General features: G+C 38.0%; 17 protein-coding genes and 2 pseudogenes. 8 read left to right on the top strand and 11 right to left on the bottom strand.

The genetic code is table 11. The features are described 5' to 3' along the window. Nucleotides 1-7: 7 nt before the first annotated feature. From RFX69_RS03290 to RFX69_RS03270, 5 genes and pseudogenes are all read right to left on the bottom strand, one after another. Nucleotides 8-1,153 (bottom strand): DUF6602 domain-containing protein, encoded by a 1,146-nt coding sequence (locus RFX69_RS03290; protein WP_000403359.1) that lies wholly within the window; start codon nt 1,151-1,153, stop codon nt 8-10. Between the two features lie 69 nt (nt 1,154-1,222). Further along, on the bottom strand, nt 1,223-2,521 hold the full coding sequence (locus RFX69_RS03285; protein ID WP_270899836.1) for a Y-family DNA polymerase: 1,299 nt from the start codon (nt 2,519-2,521) through the stop codon (nt 1,223-1,225). Beyond that, nucleotides 2,518-3,018 (bottom strand): LexA family transcriptional regulator, encoded by a 501-nt coding sequence (locus RFX69_RS03280; RefSeq protein ID WP_000022554.1) that lies wholly within the window; start codon nt 3,016-3,018, stop codon nt 2,518-2,520. Before RFX69_RS03280 ends, RFX69_RS03285 begins: the two co-directional genes overlap by 4 nt. Nucleotides 3,019-3,127: 109 nt before the next feature. Next, nucleotides 3,128-3,771, bottom strand: a pseudogene (locus RFX69_RS03275) (SOS response-associated peptidase). Nucleotides 3,772-3,794: 23 nt separating this feature from the next. Next, on the bottom strand, nt 3,795-4,511 hold the full coding sequence (locus tag RFX69_RS03270) for a hypothetical protein (protein ID WP_001268518.1): 717 nt from the start codon (nt 4,509-4,511) through the stop codon (nt 3,795-3,797). Nucleotides 4,512-5,014: 503 nt separating this feature from the next. Here RFX69_RS03270 and RFX69_RS03265 point away from each other — a divergent pair. Together RFX69_RS03265 and RFX69_RS03260 are read left to right on the top strand one after the other, a co-directional pair. Then, entirely contained in the window at nt 5,015-6,178 is a 1,164-nt protein-coding gene (locus tag RFX69_RS03265) for an MFS transporter (RefSeq protein WP_270899835.1), read from the top strand. Between the two features lie 147 nt (nt 6,179-6,325). Then, on the top strand, nt 6,326-6,829 hold the full coding sequence (locus RFX69_RS03260) for a hypothetical protein (protein WP_001238660.1): 504 nt from the start codon (nt 6,326-6,328) through the stop codon (nt 6,827-6,829). Nucleotides 6,830-6,883: 54 nt separating this feature from the next. Here the strand turns inward: RFX69_RS03260 and accC are convergent, their stop codons facing one another. From accC to RFX69_RS03240, 4 genes are all read right to left on the bottom strand, one after another. Continuing rightward, a complete protein-coding gene (gene accC, locus RFX69_RS03255) occupies nt 6,884-8,254 on the bottom strand; it encodes an acetyl-CoA carboxylase biotin carboxylase subunit (RefSeq protein WP_000939648.1) in 1,371 nt (456 codons plus the stop codon). Between the two features lie 16 nt (nt 8,255-8,270). Next, entirely contained in the window at nt 8,271-8,690 is a 420-nt protein-coding gene (gene accB / locus RFX69_RS03250; RefSeq protein WP_000354611.1) for an acetyl-CoA carboxylase biotin carboxyl carrier protein, read from the bottom strand. 17 nt (nt 8,691-8,707) lie between these two features. Continuing rightward, nucleotides 8,708-9,163 (bottom strand): type II 3-dehydroquinate dehydratase, encoded by a 456-nt coding sequence (aroQ, locus tag RFX69_RS03245; RefSeq protein ID WP_000099412.1) that lies wholly within the window; start codon nt 9,161-9,163, stop codon nt 8,708-8,710. Between the two features lie 235 nt (nt 9,164-9,398). Then, nucleotides 9,399-10,727, bottom strand: a complete 1,329-nt coding sequence (locus RFX69_RS03240; RefSeq protein ID WP_000652014.1) for a Y-family DNA polymerase — start codon at nt 10,725-10,727, stop codon at nt 9,399-9,401. A 216-nt stretch (nt 10,728-10,943) separates the two neighbouring features. Between RFX69_RS03240 and RFX69_RS03235 the strand changes: the two are divergent. Further along, nucleotides 10,944-11,038: pseudogene (locus RFX69_RS03235) on the top strand (hypothetical protein); the annotation flags it as partial. A 21-nt stretch (nt 11,039-11,059) separates the two neighbouring features. Here RFX69_RS03235 and RFX69_RS03230 read toward each other — a convergent pair. Together RFX69_RS03230 and RFX69_RS03225 are read right to left on the bottom strand one after the other, a co-directional pair. Next, nucleotides 11,060-12,070, bottom strand: a complete 1,011-nt coding sequence (locus tag RFX69_RS03230) for an ABC transporter substrate-binding protein (protein ID WP_289332560.1) — start codon at nt 12,068-12,070, stop codon at nt 11,060-11,062. Then, nucleotides 12,071-12,661 carry an ANTAR domain-containing response regulator gene (locus tag RFX69_RS03225; RefSeq protein ID WP_001125253.1) on the bottom strand — a complete coding sequence of 197 codons (591 nt, stop codon included), beginning with the start codon at nt 12,659-12,661 and terminating at the stop codon, nt 12,071-12,073. A 384-nt stretch (nt 12,662-13,045) separates the two neighbouring features. Between RFX69_RS03225 and RFX69_RS03220 the strand changes: the two genes are divergently transcribed. From RFX69_RS03220 to RFX69_RS03200, 5 genes are read left to right on the top strand one after another with little or no spacing between them, the layout of a single operon-like run. Then, nucleotides 13,046-13,387, top strand: coding sequence for a hypothetical protein (locus tag RFX69_RS03220; RefSeq protein WP_000114559.1), 342 nt, complete (start codon nt 13,046-13,048; stop codon nt 13,385-13,387). 11 nt (nt 13,388-13,398) lie between these two features. Further along, nucleotides 13,399-15,945 (top strand): nitrite reductase large subunit NirB, encoded by a 2,547-nt coding sequence (gene nirB, locus RFX69_RS03215; protein WP_000780165.1) that lies wholly within the window; start codon nt 13,399-13,401, stop codon nt 15,943-15,945. Between the two features lie 12 nt (nt 15,946-15,957). Then, nucleotides 15,958-17,580: a nitrite reductase small subunit NirD gene (gene nirD / locus RFX69_RS03210; RefSeq protein WP_001028494.1), complete on the top strand. Its 1,623-nt coding sequence runs from the start codon at nt 15,958-15,960 to the stop codon at nt 17,578-17,580. A gap of 18 nt (nt 17,581-17,598) precedes the next feature. Further along, nucleotides 17,599-20,379 (top strand): nitrate reductase, encoded by a 2,781-nt coding sequence (locus RFX69_RS03205; protein ID WP_289332561.1) that lies wholly within the window; start codon nt 17,599-17,601, stop codon nt 20,377-20,379. Next, a complete protein-coding gene (locus RFX69_RS03200; protein WP_001032655.1) occupies nt 20,376-21,005 on the top strand; it encodes a molybdenum cofactor guanylyltransferase in 630 nt (209 codons plus the stop codon). Before RFX69_RS03205 ends, RFX69_RS03200 begins: the two co-directional genes overlap by 4 nt. Nucleotides 21,006-21,083: the final 78 nt, after the last annotated feature.

The raw sequence follows: 21,083 nt of genomic DNA, 5'->3' as shown, positions 1-21,083 counted from the left end.
GATATAACTATTCTAAATCTTCATCCGTTACGTAAATATAAGGTACAAAATAAGGAACCTCATTTATATACATAAAGAAACCATTAGCTATATTTTTCTCATTTTGTAACCTTTCAATTATGCTTTCACTACTTTGGGTAGGAGTAGATAGGATATCCGCCATTCCTTTATAATTTTCAGGGTTATATAAATAGACTAATCCATTAGTATCTTGATAAAGCTGCTCTAGTCCAGAAATATTACCAAGACGCTTAATCAATAATTCTTTACTTGAAATTTGTTCTTTACATTCTGAATATACTTTTTTAATAAATTCTTGTTTCAAGCAAAATTGTTTGCTTGGGTCATCTTTATGTTTCCATCTTCTAACACCTTTTACTCTTAATCCATCTACAATTAGTCCAATATCAGAATATTGGCTTATATCAAATACCTCGACCTTTCTTGTACTACATAGGGAAATTAATCTTGATGTAAATTCAAATAAAGAATCCTCCTTGAAATGCAGACCAATCGTTGTGCATTCATCCGTTATCTCATTAGAATGTAGTCTGTCTTTTAAGCCTTCTCTAAATAAAATTAACCCCTGATTTAAAACACAAATCATATTAGGCCATACAGAAGCAGGGTTCTTAGAGCACCATTCTCTTAGGTTTTCTTCGAGGGAATCAAGACTATTACCTCCAAGATCATACGCAAAGATCACCCCAAAAGGCGGTGTATTGCCATATGTGACTGTGGAAGTTGGCCCTAGTTTTTTAGAAATAAAAGAAGGTGAATGTATTTGTTTTAAAGATTTGATATTTTCTAAGCCTTCATTAAGTTTTTGTTTACTTAACTTTGATTTTATTTCAATAATTCCGTAAATAGTTTCAATTGGATAGATCTGAATACTATCTGATGCTTGAAATATAATACTCTTGTTGTTGTCATAGACAATTAAATCTGTTTGCTTTGAAGTTTGGCTATATGAACTAATGATTTCTCCATTTCCTAATTTATATTGTTTAGGAAGTTTGCCATTTTCTAAAAAATTTTTTAAAGCATCTTCTCTATAATCACCTTTAACACCATGATGATTAAATTCAGCAGAAATATAAAATTCAGCCATCATTTTTTGACTTATCAAATTGAAGATTTTTTTGATTTCCATAGATTTTCTCGATATTGCTGGGATAGAGAATAGAGTTTTTAAAATTTTAAGTAATTCTTTAATATTAAATTAGTTATTAATAGTCAACAGTTCGTCCCACAAAAAAGGATTTCTGCTTAATTTATCCCGCGACATAGACCAGTTCCGTCCTGGTACATAACACGTACTTATACCGAGTTTTTTCTTTCCAAATTTGTTGTGAACGTTATCCAGTGCTTTCATCAATTGTTCTTTTTTTTCTATAGCTTCAAAATCCGTGAGAAGGTCATAAGTGTGTCCATCTTTTGGTTCTAGCCCAGTTAGTATGACCCCACATTTTTTATACTTAATACCTTCTTTAAAAATGTGAGATACCATCTTTGTTGCAGCTTTTACGAAATCTAATGCACAATCTGTTGGCTGTGAAAATGAGCCGGTTATTGACTTGTTATAGAAAGGTACATTTTCATCAAAAGGACTAGATTGAACAAAAACAATTAGACAGCCGCATAATGACTCATCATCTCTCAATCTCTTACAAGCTTCTTGAGCATGCATCGCTATCGCTTCTTGAAGGTCAATAAGTTCGGTAACTTTTGCACCAAAAGAACATGACTTAATAATTTGCTTTTTAGAGGGTGGGGTGTCTTCAATTTCAAGGCAAGAGATGCCTTGCAGCTCATTAATAGTACGAGCCATCACAATAGAAAATCTTCTTTGCATCTCTCTGGGTTCACTACATGCGAGATCTAATACAGTGTTAATTTCCATTGATTGAAGCTTTTTAGCATGCTTACGGCCAACTCCCCAAACCTCAGAAACATCTATCTGCGCGAAGAAATATTCTTTGTTGCACGGATCCATGTTTACTAAATCGCAAACGCCATTAAACGATTGATTTTTCTTAGCTATATGGTTAGCAATCTTCGATTCTGTTTTGCTTCTACCGATTCCAACGCACACAGGTAATCCAAGCCATTTCCATATTTTTAAGCGCATATCTTGAGCGACCTTTTCTAGGTCAAAATTTTTTTCATAAGCTGAAAAATCAACAAAACACTCATCTATTGAATATTTCTCAACATCTTCATCAGTTACATACGATGCAAGAATTTTATGAAATCTGCGCGACATTTCAGCGTAAAGTTCATAATTACTAGAGAGAACAATTACATTGTGCGTTTGTACGACTTCTCTGATTTGGAATAATGGCACACCCATTTTTATATTTAAGATTTTTGCTTCATTACTGCGCGCAACGGCGCAGCCATCATTATTTGATAAAACGATGACCGGCTTATTGTTCAAGCTTGGATTAAAGACTCTTTCACATGAGACATACATGTTATTTACATCTATGAGAAAAAAGACTTTATCTTCGTGCCTCATGATTTTTTTCTTGTATTTTTTAGAATATAGGTAACCACGCCCCAAATTATTAGTTCTTGCCCGTCATGAAGATGAATATCATCATAATCTGGATTTTCAGCTTTTAACCAACGCTCATTTTCATCAATCATTAAGCGTTTAACAGTAAAATCATTATCTATAAGTGCAACAACAATATCGTTGTGTTTAGCATCAAGACTACGATCAACAATCAACTCATCATCAATATCAATGCCAGCGTTAAGCATCGAAAGTGATGCCACTCTAACAATAAATGTTGCTTCTTCATTTTTAATTAGGTGCTCATTCATGTCGAGAGTTCGATCAACATAATCTTGAGCAGGAGAGGGAAAACCAGCTGAAACTTTTTCTATAGCTAAAGGTATTGAAAAAAAAGTAGTAGGTGAAACTAATTTTATGGATTCAACCTCACTCAAAACCTTGCCAGCATTGAGATGTGGTTTAATTTCGATAATTGAATTGGGGATAATGCTCATAGTTACTCCTTGATTTCGTTACATAATCAAGATGATATGCTAGAGCAGCGTTTAAATTCAAATTAAAAAAAATGTGGATAAACAAGTAGAAGTCAAAAGTTGACGTTCCTTATAGTGTATTTGGTCGGAAATTCTTCAGTTCTGATCGGGGTTGAGCGGTGAATTCATCAGCTGGCATATCTAAGAAAAAGTCATTTGCTTCCTCATGCTTACAATGAAGCCAGTCATTCCTTAATTTAGGAGGAATAACAATAATAGAACGCTTTTCATCAGTGGGCGCGTGAAATTGATTCATAAAAGGGTGATGGTCAGAGTTAATTGTGAGCATGCTCATAGATCTTATTTCTTCGCCGTTTACGACAGCATATTCATAAATACCAGCTATAGTAAAAGGCATAGCATCTTTACGATAAATTCCCCACCACTCAGGCTTATTATTTATATATTTTGGCTCAAAGATTACATCAGCTGGGATTAAACAGAATTGGTTTTTCTTCCATGCATTTTTGAAACTAGGCTTTTCGTGAACTGTTTCCGTTCTTGCATTGTAAGTGTTATGAACTTTTTTAAGTTCTTTGACCCATGGAGCGACCAAACCAAATCTAGCCAATCGCCATTCCATTTGTTCTTTTTTAGAGAATAATAGGGGGCTTCATAGTTAGGGTATATGTGAGATTTATATTCAAATGTCGGCTCAAACAGATCCAGCAAGTGAATTCTATCTTTTGCAATTGGTTCATAGTTTGAGCACATATTGAAATCCTTTAGAAAGTAATTTAATTGATATCTGTGTGTACTTTTCCATTCCAGTTATTTAAAAATAAGAATACTTCATAAAAGAAATTTGCTAAATCATTTACTAAGTATGCATCATATTGAGCATTAGGTTTCTCAAAAAAATATCTTGAGTCAATAAAGTAGCTTTTAACTTTTTCCAAAGCATCAACTAAAGATAAATTTAATGAAGTTTTATAAAAGCAATCATAGATATAGATATGAAAATCTTGGATGTCTTCAGGTAGAGCTAAGAAGATTTCTTTAAGGTTATGTAAGTTTCCTTTTGGTAAACTTTTTAGAAAAGTTGTGGCAAAAGATCCCATATAACGAACATGAGTGACTTGATGATAGGGTGAATAAATATGTTCGACTTTATCCTCTGCTATCCAAGCTTTTAAAAATAATTCACAACTGAAGGCACTAATAGAAACACTTGGTAAATATGTGTAATAGATATCTATTCCATCAACATCAAGTAATTTATTTGAAGAAATTAGATACTTTATTGCATGATCAAAAGGTTCGCGACGATTTTCTGCAATCTCTGTATAAATACTTGAGCGAAGGTCCTTAAAGCTTTCATCTATCAATAATTTAAAATAATGATTAACAGGTTTTACCTTTAAATAATGTGTATTAGCTCCATTTGAATAATTGGGTTGTGCATAAAGGAAATGTTTTAAACATATTTGAAATTGTGTTTTAAAATAGCGCATAATTTTCCAACTAAATTTATGTCTTTTGACAAAATTGATTATTTATTTCTTTGTTCAATTATAAATAAGATATGCATTAATAATGCATTATTTCTCTTTATTTAGCTTAGGACTTCGCTCATAACTAAATAATTATTTTTCAAACCTAATGACCAGCCTGACTCTTTAAAGAAAGGTTCACCATATTTAATTGTATGCTCGATATAGAAGTAGACCCAATCTTTCATAAGTTCTTCACTCATTCTTAATAAAAAACAACTATCAACTAAGAATCGATAATAATTCATTTATAAACTATTCAAAATGATAGAATTACTCAGGTTTGAAAGTTGGATATGTTTTGCTTAGAAAGCATGCAGTCTACAAATTTTTTTAAATTAATTGAAAAATAAATTTGTAGACTGATTTGTAGACTAATGAAATGCAAAATACAGCATTGTGGTACAAGCGGATGCAACTTTAATTATGTTTAACTATTTGAAAATGCAAGATAAAGCAACCGAATGCAACTATTAACAATTACAGCTAGACTGTCAGGATTCTACTTCTTTTATTATTCCATTGTTGGCACATTTATGCCGTATTGGAACTTATATCTCCAAGATCAGGGATTTAATTATCAAGAGATAGGTATTTTATCTTCTATTGCTATTGTGACGCGCTTCTTTGCCCCTTTGGTTTGGGGCTGGATCGCCGATAAATCCGGTAAAAGAATGCTATTAGTGCGGATTGCCACATGGATGGAGGCATGTATATGGTTGGCTATTTTTATAATTCCTAATACTTTTCAGTCAGTTGCTTTATTGATGCTTATTTTTAGTTTTTTCCAGAATGCTATTTTAGCTCAATTTGAAGGAGTAACTTTATTTTGGTTAGGAGACCAAAGGGCGAAACTTTATGGCAAGATTCGAAAATGGGGATCAGTTGGGTTTATTGTAGGTGTATTTACAATAGGGGCAATTTTAGAAATCATTCCGATTTCAATGTTGCCTATATTATTGCTTATCATTGCCTCCTTAGCATTTATTTGGGCATTTACGATACGTGAACCAGAAGGGGCCCCAACTTCACAAAAGCATTTAGAACCTTTATTGCCTGTGCTGAAACGTCCTGAAGTTGCTGCTTTTTTCACAATTGAGTTTATTCTTCTTTTTTCACATGCACCTTTTTATAGCTTCTATAGCAATTTTCTGAAATCGTTAAATTTTAGTACAACGGAAATTGGTTTTTTATGGGCTATGGGCGTGGTTTCTGAAATTGTGATGTTTGCATATGCAACTACGTTTTTTAAATATTTTTCTTGGCGTAGCCTTGTAGCAGTATGTTTGATTTTGACAAGTATACGCTGGTTATTAGTTGCTATTTTCTCTCACTATTTCATAGGTCAGTTATTTGCACAGTGCCTACACGCTTTTAGTTTTGGCTTATTTCATCTCATCGCAATGCGGCTTATCTTTCAAAAATTTTCAATAGGGCAACAAGGTCGAGGTCAGGCTTTTTATAGCACCATGTGGGGGCTTGGAGTGGCGTTTGGGAGCATTTTGGCTGGTCATTACTGGAAAATTCTTACGGGCGAGCATATTTTTATGATCGCTGCTTTAGTGGTTCTATTTGGTTTGTGCTTTGTCTATTGGTTGCCTAAACGAATCGAAAATTCAGTTTCTTAGATTAAATAGTGATAAAAATTGTTAGGAATACCGAGTTAAAGATAGAAATTGTTTGATGAGAAGTATCGGTTCGTTACGGTTGAAAAATATTGTTTTTATATGGTTATGAAACAATGTTTTTCTAAAAAAATGTGCTAACTTAAACCCATGCGTTTAATGATTAATAAATCTATGAAAAATATTTATATTATGGGATTATTATTGGCTTGTTCTGGTTTTGCTATGGCTGAGACAGCGACTCAACAGCCAACAGCACAACCTGTTCGCACTGCAAGTAATCCTAATGCTATACGTATTGTTACGCGTCCTGAAATTATGGGATTATGGGGAATGGAGATTCCAAATAATAAAAAATGTGTAGAGTATTATAATTTCCGCAGTAGTAACGATGTGGTGATTAAAAGTGGTGAAGAGTGGTCATACGGTATTTATGAATATCAGCCATCTGATGACCCTAAAGAGCAGCTATCGGCTTTAGTAATGCAAATTAAGTTTGATAATAATAAAGTAGATTGTTCTGGTCAGAAGCAAGATCAGACAGGTGATATTTCTCAATATTTCGTGCAATGGAAAAATGACCATACTATTAATTTCTGCTCAACGGCTAAGGGTGAGCAATGTTTCGCAACTTTACGCCGAATGTTGCCATAAACAAGTAGATATAAAAAAGCCTCTTATTTAAGAGGCTTTTTTATATGAAGCAGATTAAGCAGTTTCAGCTTTCTTTTCTTCTTCCACTTGCTTTAACAAGTGTTTTTCAAGGTAATGGATGTCCATTGCTTGAGAACAGAAGTTTTTATCCTGCAAAATAAGATCTTTATGTAAAGGAATATTGGTTTTAATTCCTGTAAGAATCATTTCATCTAACGCTTGACGCATGCGGGCAAGTGAAGTTTCACGATCTTTACCATGAGCAATCAATTTTGCAATCATTGAATCGTAATATGGCGGAATGCTATATCCAGGATAGATATGAGAATCTAAACGAATACCCGCACCACCTGGTGCATAGAAACTTTCAATTTTACCTGGTGAAGGTAAGAATGTTGTTGGATCTTCGGCATTGATACGACATTCAATGGCATGACCACGAACTTCAATATCTTCTTGTTGAAGCTCTAAGCCTAAACCAGCTGCAATACGTAATTGCTGTTCAATAATGTCAACCCCAGTTACCATTTCAGTTACAGGGTGCTCAACCTGAACACGAGTATTCATTTCAATGAAGAAGAATTCACCATCTTCAAATAAGAATTCAAACGTACCAGCACCACGATATTGCATTAACTGACATGCGTGTACACAGGCTTGTAAAATATCAGCACGTGCTTGTTCCGGTAGATTTGGAGCAGGAGCTTCTTCTAACACTTTTTGGTGACGACGTTGTAATGAACAGTCACGGTCATATAAATGAATCGCGTGGCCATTACCATCACCCAAAACTTGAACTTCGACATGGCGAGGTTTTTGTAAGAAGCGTTCCATATACACGGTATCATCGCCGAACCACATTTCTGCATCACGTTGAGCCGCTTGAACTGACTCAAGTAGTGTGTCTACACGTTCAACAATACGCATACCACGGCCACCACCACCAGCTGCCGCTTTAACAATAAGCGGGAAACCGATTTCTTTCGCTTCAGCTAATGCGTTATGGATAGTTACAGCATGGTCGCAGCCAGGTACCGTAGGTACGCCAGCTTTTTTCATTGCAACAATTGCAGAAACCTTGTTACCCATTAAACGAATATGTTCTGGGCGAGGGCCAATAAATGTGAAACCTGAGCTTTCTACAATTTCAGCAAACTCGGCATTTTCCGAAAGGAAGCCATAACCTGGATGAATTGCATCGGCACCAGTAATTTCTGCAGCAGTAATAATTGCCGGGATGTTTAAATAGCTATCACTACTTGCACCCGGACCAATACATACTGCTTCATCAACGAAACGTAAATGCATCAAATCTTTATCGGCATCTGAATAGATACCAACAGTTTTGATTCCTAATGTTTTGCAAGCCCGGGTAATTCGTAAAGCGATTTCACCACGGTTTGCAATTAAAACTTTTTGCAACATAGATGTCCCCGAGGTATTACGCGCGATAACGGAATAAAGGTTGACCGAATTGGATCACTTCACCATTTTTCACTAAAATTTCTTCAATCACACCGCTTTGAGTTGCTTCAATCGGGTTCATGATTTTCATTGCTTCAATAATACCCAAAGTCTCACCAGCAGATACTGTTTGACCTACTTTGACAAATGGTGCTTCGCCTGGGCTTGGAGCAGCATAGAACACACCAACCATAGGAGAAGTTTCAACTGCTCCACGTGGTGTTTTTGCAACAGGTGCTTCAGCAACAGGAGCTGCCGGAAGTGCTACACCAGCCGCAGCAACGACAGGATTGCGACGAGTTAAAGCGATCGATTGATCACCTTCTTTAACTTCAATCGCTTGCAAGTCAGACTCAATCATTAAATCGATGAGTTTCTTAATTTTGCGGATATCCATGGGCGACTATTCCTGAACTAGTTTGGGTTAGATGGTTGAATTTTTTCAATAGCGTAATCGAGTGCAAAGCTATAACCTTTTGCGCCTAGACCACAAATCACGCCAATTGCTTTGTCTGATAAATAAGAGTGATGTCTGAAAGCTTCACGTGCGTGAACATTTGATAAATGTACTTCAATAAAGGGAATGGCAACGCCAAGTAAGGCATCGCGTAAAGCAACTGAAGTGTGAGTGAGGGCAGCAGGGTTAATAATAATCAGTTTTACGCCTTCTGTTTGTGCCTGATGAATACGGTCAACAATGGCACCTTCCCAGTTGCTTTGAAAAGTATCTAGTGTAATTGAGGCTTGTTCAGCTTGAGCAATAAGTTGTTGGTTGATATTGTCTAGGGTAAGATGACCATATACTTCTGGTTCGCGTTTTCCCAGCAAATTCAAATTCGGTCCATGAATTACCAAAATGGTCGAACTCATTCAGATTGCTCCAGCTCTAAAGTTGCAAATAATCTTTGCAAGATGTCTGCAAAGTTTGCTTATTATGGCATATGTTTCTACAAGTTTTTTATAATTTCTTTTAATTGTCGCAGAAAGGGTACACCAAATTCGGCTTATATATTGTAAATTTTGCGGCGAATTAGCAATGTTAAAAAATGACAAAATTTCAAGTAATTTAACGGAGCTTATTTTAAACCGAATTGACAAAAACAGTTCATGTATTTTGTGTAACGGGGGTATAAGCATCTTCAATCGTTAACATTTCATTCCAGCGAGTTAGGTAATTTTTTGAGCGATGACATTGTTTCATTTGCCAAGATGGATTACGTGAGTGATATCCAACTTGTAAATAGTGGCTACCAAAGCGCTTACGGACTGTACCTAAAGTTTCCATCAATTGTTGTCTTTGATGAATAAGTTCCAGAGGCTGCCATAAATCATCAATATGTTGCTGACGTGCGTGTAGAGCACAAAATAATACTCCAATTTTTATGTAACTTTTATTTTCTTTATATAAAACATCAATTTGCTGCATCGCTGCTTTAGTAAGTATACATAAATCATCTGTTGCATAATGAAGACCAATTGCTTGAGATGTGGCTTTTTTATAGGGCGGTTTGTCGGTTTTTTCATAAAGCATAACTTGAACACAGGCACAAAGTTGTTCTTGTTTCATTAAACGGCGATGTGCCCGGTTAAGGTGAAAGATAAGTGCTTGTTTAATAATCTCAATACTGGATAAAGCTTGAGCAAAACTTCGTGATGCTAAAATCCGTTTCGTTGGAATAGCTGGATCATCAAGTTCAATACAGGATTGGCCTTTTAGCTCACGAATGGTGCGTGCCATGACCACAGAAAATGCCTTTGCCATATGGTGTTCATTGGCAAAAGTTAAGTCTAGGCATGTGTACACCTCATAACTTTGTAGCTGTTTGACTAATTGATAGCCGATTCCCCATACCTCTTTGACTGATGTCTGTTGCATGAGGTCTTCCATAATTAATGGATCTAAGGTGATGAAATTACATACTCCTTTAAAACTTTTAATTTTCTTAGCATAGTGATTGGCAAGTTTTGCTTGTGTCTTTGAATATCCAATTCCAATGCAACAAGGTAAGCCTAACCATTTTAGGAGAGTGTTTCTCACTTTGTTGCAGTAGTCAGAGATATCGATAGATTGGAGGTAAGGGGTGAGATGAATAAAGCATTCATCTATAGAGTAGGCTTCTAAATCATCTGGAGAGAAAAACTCACCGAGAACAGCAAAAAAACGGCGGGACATCTCGGCATATAAAGTGTAGTTGCTTGAATAGACTTGAACGCCTGCTTGTAAAGCATCCTTTTCAATTTGGAACCACGGTACGCCCATTTTAATCCCTAAAAGTTTTGCCTCTTCACTACGTGAGACCACACAGCCATCGTTATTAGATAAAACAACTACAGGTTTATCATTGAGTTTAGGGTTGAAAAGACGCTCACAGCTAACATAGCAATTATTAATATCAACCAGTGCATAAACTTCACGGTGTGAGATATCTTTCATTATTTCATCCCCTTACTCATTAGCTCAAATCTGTATTTTGAATTTGTAACATAATCAAGTTAACAAAATTACGGACTGATATCTAGGGGAGTTTCGGTTGTTCGTCGAAATTATAGGTAGGAAATAAAGTCTATGAAATGTCAGTTATTGATATGGAAATGTCTGAAAATGATAAGTTTTAATTGGTTATGATCGGAAACATAAGAGCTATATTTAATGGATGAGTTGAGTCTTTTAAATGTAGTAATGCGTATAACGCATTTGTCTTATGGGTCTTTCAAGCTGTCTTTGTTAATAAAGACAGCTTTTTTTATAATGTGTTTAAGTATTTTTTAGAGTTTGGCTTGATTGTAGCAATCGAGATTAATGCATTGTGCACTCAGTTCTATGATTTGATCAGGGGCTAATTGAAGTTTTTCCCATTTTTGCATTTGCTGAAATAACCAATGGAAATCTTCAGGTTGGGGAGCCGCATTTTCTTTAACCAAGTGCTTTACAATATTTTGAATCATATAATATTTATCGACATGTACTTCTTCAGAACAGTGAAATCGGACAATCCCAAACTCGACCAATAACTTTAAGACAGGTGCAACATCTTTTAAATTACTCAATTCTTTTTGAGCTTTCATAATTGCCGTTGTAAGGGCAACTAAGGTTTGAGGATGTTGTTCAGCCCATTCTTGAGTTACTGCGAGAACTTTATCTGCCACATTGGGAATAATGTCTTGACTTGAGCAGACGATTTTACTTAAACCTAAAAGTTCACCTTGAGTATTCCAAGGCTCTCCCACACAAAAACCATCAATCACATGGTTATCTAAAGCTTCGACCATATACGGTGGCGGAAGTGCTTTGAGTTTGAGCGTTTGAGCTATTCTAGAGTCTGCCAAGGCAAGCCATTCTCTTAAACAATAATGATGGATTGAATGTTTAAATACATGGGCTAGAGAAAGAGTATGATCTTGTTCAATGTATTGAATAACTTTTTGGGCGGTAGTTTGTGCATTATCGCTTTCTTGAATAGCCAATTGATGAATTAATTTTTGGCTTAAGCTGATAAAAGCACGGTTTTTACTTAAAACGAGCGGGGTTTGCAGTGCAATACCAATTTGATCTGCACCCATTACTGCTGCAGGGAGCATCGCAGATAAACAATGTGCAGCATCTAATAAACCAAAAGCTAAACGGTCGCGTAGACTTGCCCATGATGCTTCTTTGACTAAGGTAACATCTAAATCGACTTCTTCGAAGAAACCTTGCTGCTTTGCCCAAAGTAAAGCGATGCAATCAAGTAAAGGAATATAGCCGAGTTGCAATTGAGTCTTTTCTAATTTGCTCATTTATTCATCCTTTAGTTGATCATTTAGTAATTTTTGAGCGTCAAGTAAACGCCGTGCCATTTCTCCAATCGTTATACGGTGACTCATGGCATTTTTTCTGAGTAATTGAAAAGCTGTGTCTTCAGGTAAACCATGCAGTTGCATGAGTAGCACTTTGGCCTTTTCAACATCTTTACGGTCTGCCAGTTTGGTTTGAGCTTCTTTTAAGTCACCTTCGAGCTTTTTATGTTTTTTATATTGCTCAATTGAAATCTCTAAAATGGTATGTAAGCGGGCGGGGTCTATGCCATCTACAATATAAGCCGTTACGCCTGCATCTATAGCTTGTTTGATGGTGTCTTTATCTGAATTTTTAGTGAATAGAACAGTTGGTAGGTCATAGCTACTCACACAACTTTCAATAATGTCACGATGGGGATGATCCATATCGAGCAAGATGACATCGGCTTGTAAATCTTCAAGACGAAAAATATTTAAGTGGTCCAAAGTAAGGCAGGCAACCACTTCAAAGTCATTTTCAAGCAGACTATTTTTTATATAGTCGGCCCGCGCATGATCATCATCGATAAGAGCTATTTTGAGTTTTGGCATAAGTTCAGAAAATCAGGCTAAGAAAATGCGCCAATTCGACGCGTTTTTTGTTATTAAGTTTTAAGCAAGATTAGTGCCATTCAAATTTAAACAAAAAATCAGGCATGAGTGGTCCTTTACTATGCTAAAGCATTGTTTTGATCGATATTGGTGCAAAAAAGCGATTCATTTTGTGGCAAGACTTATTTTTGTTTAAACCATATAGACGAGCAGCAATAGTGCAGGGGAAATTAAATATTCTTTTTGTATAAAAATGGGCTGTATTTTAAATTATTGAAAATAATAATAAAAAATTATTAATATTAATTTTAAAAAGAATTGGCATGCAAAATGCTTGGTTAATTACAGGTCGAAGACGACCATAAGTTTTAAAGACGGCCAACGATGTCCGTTCTGATCGAATTTGTGAGTGCAACTGTACACACAGAAAATTTACGTTCAGTCGGAGTGAAGGTTATGTCTTTATTTTTATTGCATAAAAAAGTTACATCTGAATTAACTAATTTTTCAGTTTCAGCGATGCGAGCCTTCCGTATGAGGGGGCTCGCTTTTTTTATTTGTTTTTATGACTTTGCTATGCATTGGGTGTCGTCAACGAGTGGAAAAAATGGGTTCCAAGCAGCTATACGCTTTGTGATGTTGATACGTTTCTCGGTAGAGCACAAGGCAAAACAACAATGTCTATTTGAGAACGCAAGAACGCAGCTTAAAAGCAACGTGATTTGAGGAGAAACACTATGAAATTGGTAATGATTGGTCATGGTATGGTGGGCCACAAATTCATCGAAGCCATTTTAGAAAAAGCAGATGATGAACTGGAAATCACGATTCTTGCAGAAGAACCTCGTATCGCATATGACCGCGTACATTTGACTGAATACTTCTCAGGGAAATCGGCAAAAGATTTATCTTTAGCACGCTTTGATTTTGCTGATGCGTATGGCATTGACCTGCGTTTAAATACTAAAGCAGAGGCGATTGATACAGCTGCACAAACCGTAACAACCAATCATGGTGATGTGATTAGCTATGACAAGTTGGTGCTGGCGACCGGTTCATATGCATTTGTTCCGCCAATTCCGGGTAATGACCGCGAGAACTGTTTTGTTTACCGTACCATTGAAGATCTAGATGCCATTCGTGCAGCAAGTTTAAAGGCTAAAACAGGCGTAGTAATTGGCGGTGGTTTACTTGGACTTGAGGCAGCCAAAGCATTACGTGATTTAGATTTAGAAACACACGTTGTTGAGTTTGCACCACGTTTGATGGCAGTTCAAATTGATGACTTAGGGGGCAAGGTTTTACGCCGTAAAATTGAAGATTTAGGTGTAAAAGTCCATACACAAAAAGCGACTCAGTCTATTGAGTCTGGGGTAAATACCACTCATGTGATGAAGTTTGCCGACGGTAGTGAACTCGAAACTGATGTGATCTTATTCTCTGCGGGGATCCGCCCACGGGATGAATTAGCGCGTAATAGCGGACTTGCAATTGGTGAGCGTGGCGGTATTGTAATTAATGATTATTGCCAAACATCAGATCAAAACATTTATGCCATTGGTGAATGTGCGCTTTGGCAAAATAAAATTTATGGCTTGGTTGCACCGGGCTATGACATGGCGCGTATTGCAGCAAAACACATTTTAGATGAAGAGTGTCATTGCTTCGCTGGCGCAGACATGAGCACCAAGTTGAAGTTGATGGGCGTTGATGTTGCTTCTGTTGGTGATGCACATGCCATGACCCCAGGTGCATTAAGCTATTTCTATGCAGATGAACATGCACTGGTTTATAAAAAGATTGTTGTAAATGCCGACAAAACCAAATTGCTTGGCGCGGTTTTAGTGGGTGATGCCAAAGAATACAACGACCTTTTACAAATGATGTTGAATGGTCTGGCTTTACCGGAAGTACCTGAAAGTTTAATCATGCCGGGTTTTGAACAATCAGCAGCAAAATCTGGTGGTAGCGGAGTCGATTTGCTGCCAGACAGCGCGACTATTTGTTCATGTAACAATGTATCAAAAGCAGACATCTGCCAAGCAATTAGCGATGGTTCGACTTCTTTAGGTGCATTAAAGAAATGCACCAAAGCAGCAACAGCATGTGGTGGTTGTGCACCATTAGTGACTCAAGTATTGAAGTCAGAGTTACAACGTCAAGGTGTGACTGTTAACAATCACATTTGCGAACACTTCCCGTACTCGCGTCAAGAGTTGTATCACTTGGTTCGTGTCAATGAAATCAAGACATTTGATGATTTAATTCATCAACATGGTCATGGTTTAGGTTGTGATATTTGTAAACCGGCGGCAGCAAATATTTTGGCATCTTGCTGGAATGATTTCGTACTTAAGCCAAGTCATGCAGGCCTGCAAGACAGTAATGACTACTACTTGGGTAACATTCAAAAAGATGGCTCTTACTCTATTGTACCGCGTATGGCAGGTGGGGAAGTCACTCCGGATGGCTTAATTGCGATTGGTCAAATTGCGAAGAAATATAACTTATATACCAAAATTACTGGTGGTCAACGTGTTGATATGTTTGGTGCCCAAGTTCATGAACTTCCATTTATTTGGGAAGAGTTAAATGCTGCGGGCTTTGAGTCTGGTCATGCCTATGGTAAGTCGTTGCGTACAGTGAAATCTTGTGTAGGTAGCACTTGGTGTCGTTACGGGGTAGATAACTCGGTTGGTTTGGCGATTGAACTTGAAAACCGCTACAAAGGTTTGCGTTCACCACATAAATTGAAAATGGCAGTGTCTGGCTGTACACGTGAGTGTGCGGAAGCGCAAGGTAAAGATGTAGGTGTGATTGCCACTGAAAAGGGTTGGAACCTTTATGTATGTGGTAACGGTGGTATGAAACCGCGTCATGCAGAATTACTTGCATCTGACCTCGATAAAGAAACACTTATTCGTTATATCGACCGTTTCTTTATGTTCTACATTCAAACGGCAGACCGCTTACAACGTACCAGTGTATGGCGTGACAACATGGAAGGCGGTCTAGACTACCTTAAATCTGTGATCGTTGATGACTCTCTTGGTTTAGCTGCCGAGCTTGAGCGCCGTATGGAACACATTATTGGTACATATCAAGACGAATGGCGTACAGCTGTCGAAAACCCAGAAGTTCGTAAACGCTTCCAGACTTATATCAATGCAGGAGCAAATGAACAAGCTGATCCGCACATTCAATTTACAACTGAACGTGGTCAAATCCGCCCATTAACTGAAGCTGAACGTTCAGAAGACCGCATTCCAATGGTTGAAGCATAAAGGAGAACTTATATGAATATTGTACAAGACAAAAATATGCTTCCTGATGATCAATGGATTGACGTTTGTGCCCTCGATGATTTAACCCCAAACACTGGTGCAGGAGCGCTAGTGGGCGGCCAAGCTGTAGCAATCTTCCGTGTGGGGCATGAAAAACGTGTTTATGTACTGAGCAATAAAGATCCGTTTAGCCAAGCGAATGTGATGAGCCGCGGGATTATTGGTGATTTACAAGGCGAACGAGTCGTTGCATCACCAATTTATAAACAACATTTCAGTTTAGCTACGGGCCGTTGTTTAGAAGATAAAGACCAGAAATTAGCGGTTTATCCGAGCAAAATTGTTGATGGCCGTGTTTGGGTCAACGCGGTGCCGCAAAAAACTTATATTACCAATACAGGTGTATCACAAGACAAACTTAGACTGGTGCTGATCGGAAATGGTTTGGCAGGGATGCGTTGTCTGGAAGATTTACTTGATATGGCACCAGACCGTTATGAAGTTACGGTGATTGGTGAAGAACCATGGGGTAACTATAATCGTATTATGTTGTCTCCGGTTTTATCGGGTGAAAAAACCATTGAAGACATTATGTTGCATCCACCGAAGTGGTACGACGATAAAGGCATTAAATTTATTGCTGGTGATAAAGCCGTAAAAATTGATCGTCCCCGTAAAGTGGTTTACACCGAAAAAGGCCAGACAGTTGATTATGACCGTTTAATTCTGGCAACAGGCTCGGCACCATTTATTCCACCAGTTCAAGGTGTTGACCTAAAAGGGGTGTTAACTTTCCGCGATATTTATGACGTTAACACCATGATTGAATACTGTGGTTCAAAAACTAATGCAGTCGTGATTGGTGGCGGTTTGCTGGGTTTAGAAGCTGCCTATGGTTTAAAGCAACGTGGTATGAATGTCACGGTATTGCATTTAATGGACCGTATTATGGAACGCCAACTTGATGGGCGTGCGAGTCAATTACTTCGTCATAGCATTGAGCAAAAAGGCATTCAAATCATTACCGAAGCCAATACCGAAGCGTTAATCGGTGATGAAAATGGTCATGTCAAACAAATCCGTTTGAAAGATGGCACAGTGTTAGATGCTGACCTTGTGGTGTTTGCTGTAGGTATCCGTCCGAATATTGCTTTGGCGCAAAGTGCAGGATTACGTTGTAACCGTGGTGTATTGGTGAATGACACCATGCAAACATTTGACCCAAGTATTTATGCCGTGGGTGAGTGTATCGAACACCGTGGTCAAACTTTCGGTTTGGTTGAACCACTGTGGGGCCAAGCTTTTATTTGCGCGACCCATTTAGCAGAGCACGGCAGCTTAACTTTTAAAGCACCAACCGTACCGACTCAGTTAAAGGTGAGTGGAGTCGATGTATTCTCTGCGGGCAATTTTGAACCGAAAGATGATTATGAAGACATTATTCTGAATGATGAAAAACGCCAGATTTATAAACGCATTATCATTCAAAACGATCGGGTAATCGGTGCAGTACTGTTCGGTGATACTGAAGATGGCATGTGGTATGCAGAGTTAATTGCAGATCAAACTCCTGTTTCTTCATTTAGAAATAAGCTGCTATTTGGTCGAGATTTTGCATTAAAAAATGCAGGCTAAATAGGGAAAGGAGCAGTTATGAATAGTATTCCAAGCGTTGAAATCGATAGCTCCGACCATGTTGCAAAAACAACTAAAACAACATGTCCATATTGCGGTGTAGGTTGTGGTGTTAGTGTAAACGTTCAACAAAAACCTCAAGGACCTGTGGTGCAAGTTGAGGGGGATGCTGAGCATCCTTCCAACTTTGGGCGCTTATGCATTAAAGGTAGCCGACTTGCGGATACTTTGGGGTTAGAAACACGTCTACTTCAACCGATGTTTGGTCGTAAGCCACATCGGACTGTAACGACATGGGATGCAGCAATCAATAAAATTGCCGATAAATTCCAGTCTTGTATCGACAAATATGGTCGTGACAGCATTGCATTTTATGTTTCAGGTCAGCTTTTGACTGAAGACTATTATGTGGTGAACAAGTTTGTAAAAGGCTATTTGGGCACTGCAAATATCGATACCAACTCACGTCTTTGCATGTCATCTGCAGTGGCAGGTCACAAACGTAGTTTCGGTGAAGATATTGTGCCTGCAAGTTATGAAGATTTTGAACATTCAGACATGGTGGTTTTGGTTGGTTCCAATACCGCATGGTGCCATCCTGTGCTGTATCAGCGGATTATGCAGGCTAAAAGCCACAATCCAGATATGTTTGTGGTGGTGATTGACCCACGTTTTACCAGTACTTGTGAGCAAGCGGATTTACATTTACCGATTTTACCGGGCCAAGATGTCGCATTGTTTAATGGTCTATTCCAATATTTATATCAAAATGGTCATGCCGATCAGGTTTTTGTGGATGCCTATACTGAAGGTTTGCAAGAGGTTTTGGCAAGTAGTCAGCAAGAAACGGATATTGCCTATGTTGCCAAACGCAGTGGTATTTCTTTAGACAAATTACAGCAGTTCTTTGAGAAGTTTGCGCAGACTGAAAAGGTAATCACGCTATTTTCAATGGGTGTGAATCAATCAAGTCAGGGTGTGAATAAGGCCAACAGCATTATTAACTGTCATTTATTAACAGGCAAAATTGGAAAGCTCGGCGCTGCACCATTTTCAATGACAGGCCAGCCCAATGCTATGGGTGGTCGAGAAGTGGGTGGCTTAGCTAATATGTTGGCTGCCCATATGGATTTAGATAATCCCTTGCACCAAAAAGTAGTGCAAACCTTTTGGGACAGCCCATTTATTGCAACTCAAGCTGGCTTAAAAGCTGTTGATTTGTTCCGTGCTGTTGAAGCTGGAAAAATTAAAGCCATCTGGATTATGGCAACCAATCCGGTGGTAAGTTTACCAGATGCCGATCAGGTGAAACGTGCTTTAGAGAAATGCGAATTGGTTGTGGTGTCAGATATCTGTGCGGATACCGATACTACGGCTTACGCCGATATTTTGCTTCCAGCTTTAGGTTGGGGTGAAAAAGATGGAACCGTTACTAACTCTGAGCGTCGTATTTCACGTCAACGTGCTTTTTTACCTGCGCCGGGTGAAGCAAAAGCGGATTGGTGGGCAATGAGTCAAGTTGCGAAAAAATTAGGCTTTAAAGGTTTTGACTTTAATAGTGCTGTTGATATCTTCAATGAACATGCTGCTTTGTCAGCACAAGATAATGCGGATATTGAAACACGTGAGCGAACTGATACGTTTCGTTATTTCAACTTAAAAGGTTTAATGAGCCTAAGTACTGCTGAGTACGATGCTCTGCAACCAGTGCAATGGCCAGTATGGGATAAAAAACAAGACGCTAAAGCCGTTCAACAACTGTTTGGCAAGGGCCAGTTTAGCCATAAAAATGCTAAGGCAAAACTAATTCCGACTGTTGCTATTAATCCGGTACATGCAATTTCAGAAGATTATCCGCTTATTTTGAATACGGGGCGTATTCGTGATCAATGGCATACCATGACCCGTACTGGTTTGTCGCCAAATTTAACCAGTCACCGTGCTGAACCATTCTGTGAGATTCATCCAAGTGATGCATTAAAGTTTGGTGTACGTGATCAAGGCCTGGTAGAAGTTCGTTCGAAATGGGGCAGTTGTGTACTGCGCGTGACATTCTCATCAGGTGTCCGTCGTGGGCAAATTTTTGCACCGATTCACTGGACTGAACAGGTCGCATCCGACGCCCGTATTGGTAAAGTCGTGAATCCGGAAGTTGATGCAATTTCAGGTGAGCCCGAGTTCAAACATACGCCTGTAACTATTCAGCCGTTCTATACCACTTGGCAAGGCGTGCTCTATATTCGTGAAGGATACGATTCGCACATTCAAGAATCGCTACATCACTGTGCATGGTGGACTAAAGTCAAAATGGTGAAAACCAATCGCTATGAACTTGCAGACCGCCAAACTTTTCATGATACTCAAAAGAATCTGAAAAGCTTTTTGCCATTTGCTGATGAAACCTTTGAATGGTTAAGCATAGAAGATATTTCTTCACAGCTGAGCCATAGTATTATTTTGAAAGATGGCATTGTAATTGCAAGTCTATATATTGCACCGCCAGATTTATTGCCAGACCGTGACTGGGTGGCAAGTTTGTTTAAACGAGAACGTTTGAGCGCCTTGCACCGTAAAGCTTTACTAGCAGGTATGCCAATGTCGGCTACCAATAATGATGGGCCTTTGGTGTGTAGTTGTTTTAAAGTAGGTAAGAATAAAATTATCGAAGCAATAAAAACACAAAACATTACCCATGAAAAACAGGTCACTGCTTGTTTAAAAGCTGGTGGCAATTGTGGATCATGTTTACCTGAAATCCGTGGCTTAATTAAAGCTTGCCAGCAAGAGGTAGAAGTGTGAATAAGGGATATCCCATAACTGATCTGGTCATTCTGGCGGGTGGGCAAGCCCGCCGTATGAATGGTTTAAATAAGCTGTTGCAGCAATTTGATGGCGATACGCAACTTCTTAAGATTCACCAAAAGCTAAAATCTTCAGTATCTGAAATTTGGGTGAATAGTCATCGAGACTATTCAATCTATCAAAGTATTGTGCCAGATATTAAATGTTTTCAAGATGATGCTTCCGGTTTTTTTGGTCCGCTTATGGGGATGAAAAGCACATGGTCTCATGTACGAGCAGATTATGTTTTGTTTATTCCTTGTGATGTGACCTACATACCTACGCAAGTCGTTGCGAAATTACACAGCGCACTTCGTAAAAATAAACAGGCTCAGGCAGCTTACGTTTCAATTAACGGAGATGCTTTATACCCATTTTGTTTGTTAAAACGTGAAAGTCTAGAGGTTCTAGAGCAGCAAATTGATAAGCAACAATTGAGTTTAAAAAATTGCTTTAAACTTTTACATGCACAAGTAGCCATTTTTCAAAAGCAGAACTTATTTTTCCATAGCATTAATTCTTTAGATGAACTTCAACAATACAAACAAATTAAAGCATTTAAAGAGATTTTTTCGACAAATTAGAACTTCAATCATATCGATTTAAAATTTACATTGATAATCTGAAATCATTTTTTAAATTTTGAGTTATTGACTGTTTAG

This window comes from Acinetobacter sp. 148, assembly GCF_031196675.1.
GTDB lineage: Bacteria > Pseudomonadota > Gammaproteobacteria > Pseudomonadales > Moraxellaceae > Acinetobacter > Acinetobacter baumannii.
The sequence above is the reverse complement of the archived record's forward strand: the minus strand, read 5'-3'. Positions and strand labels throughout refer to the sequence as shown.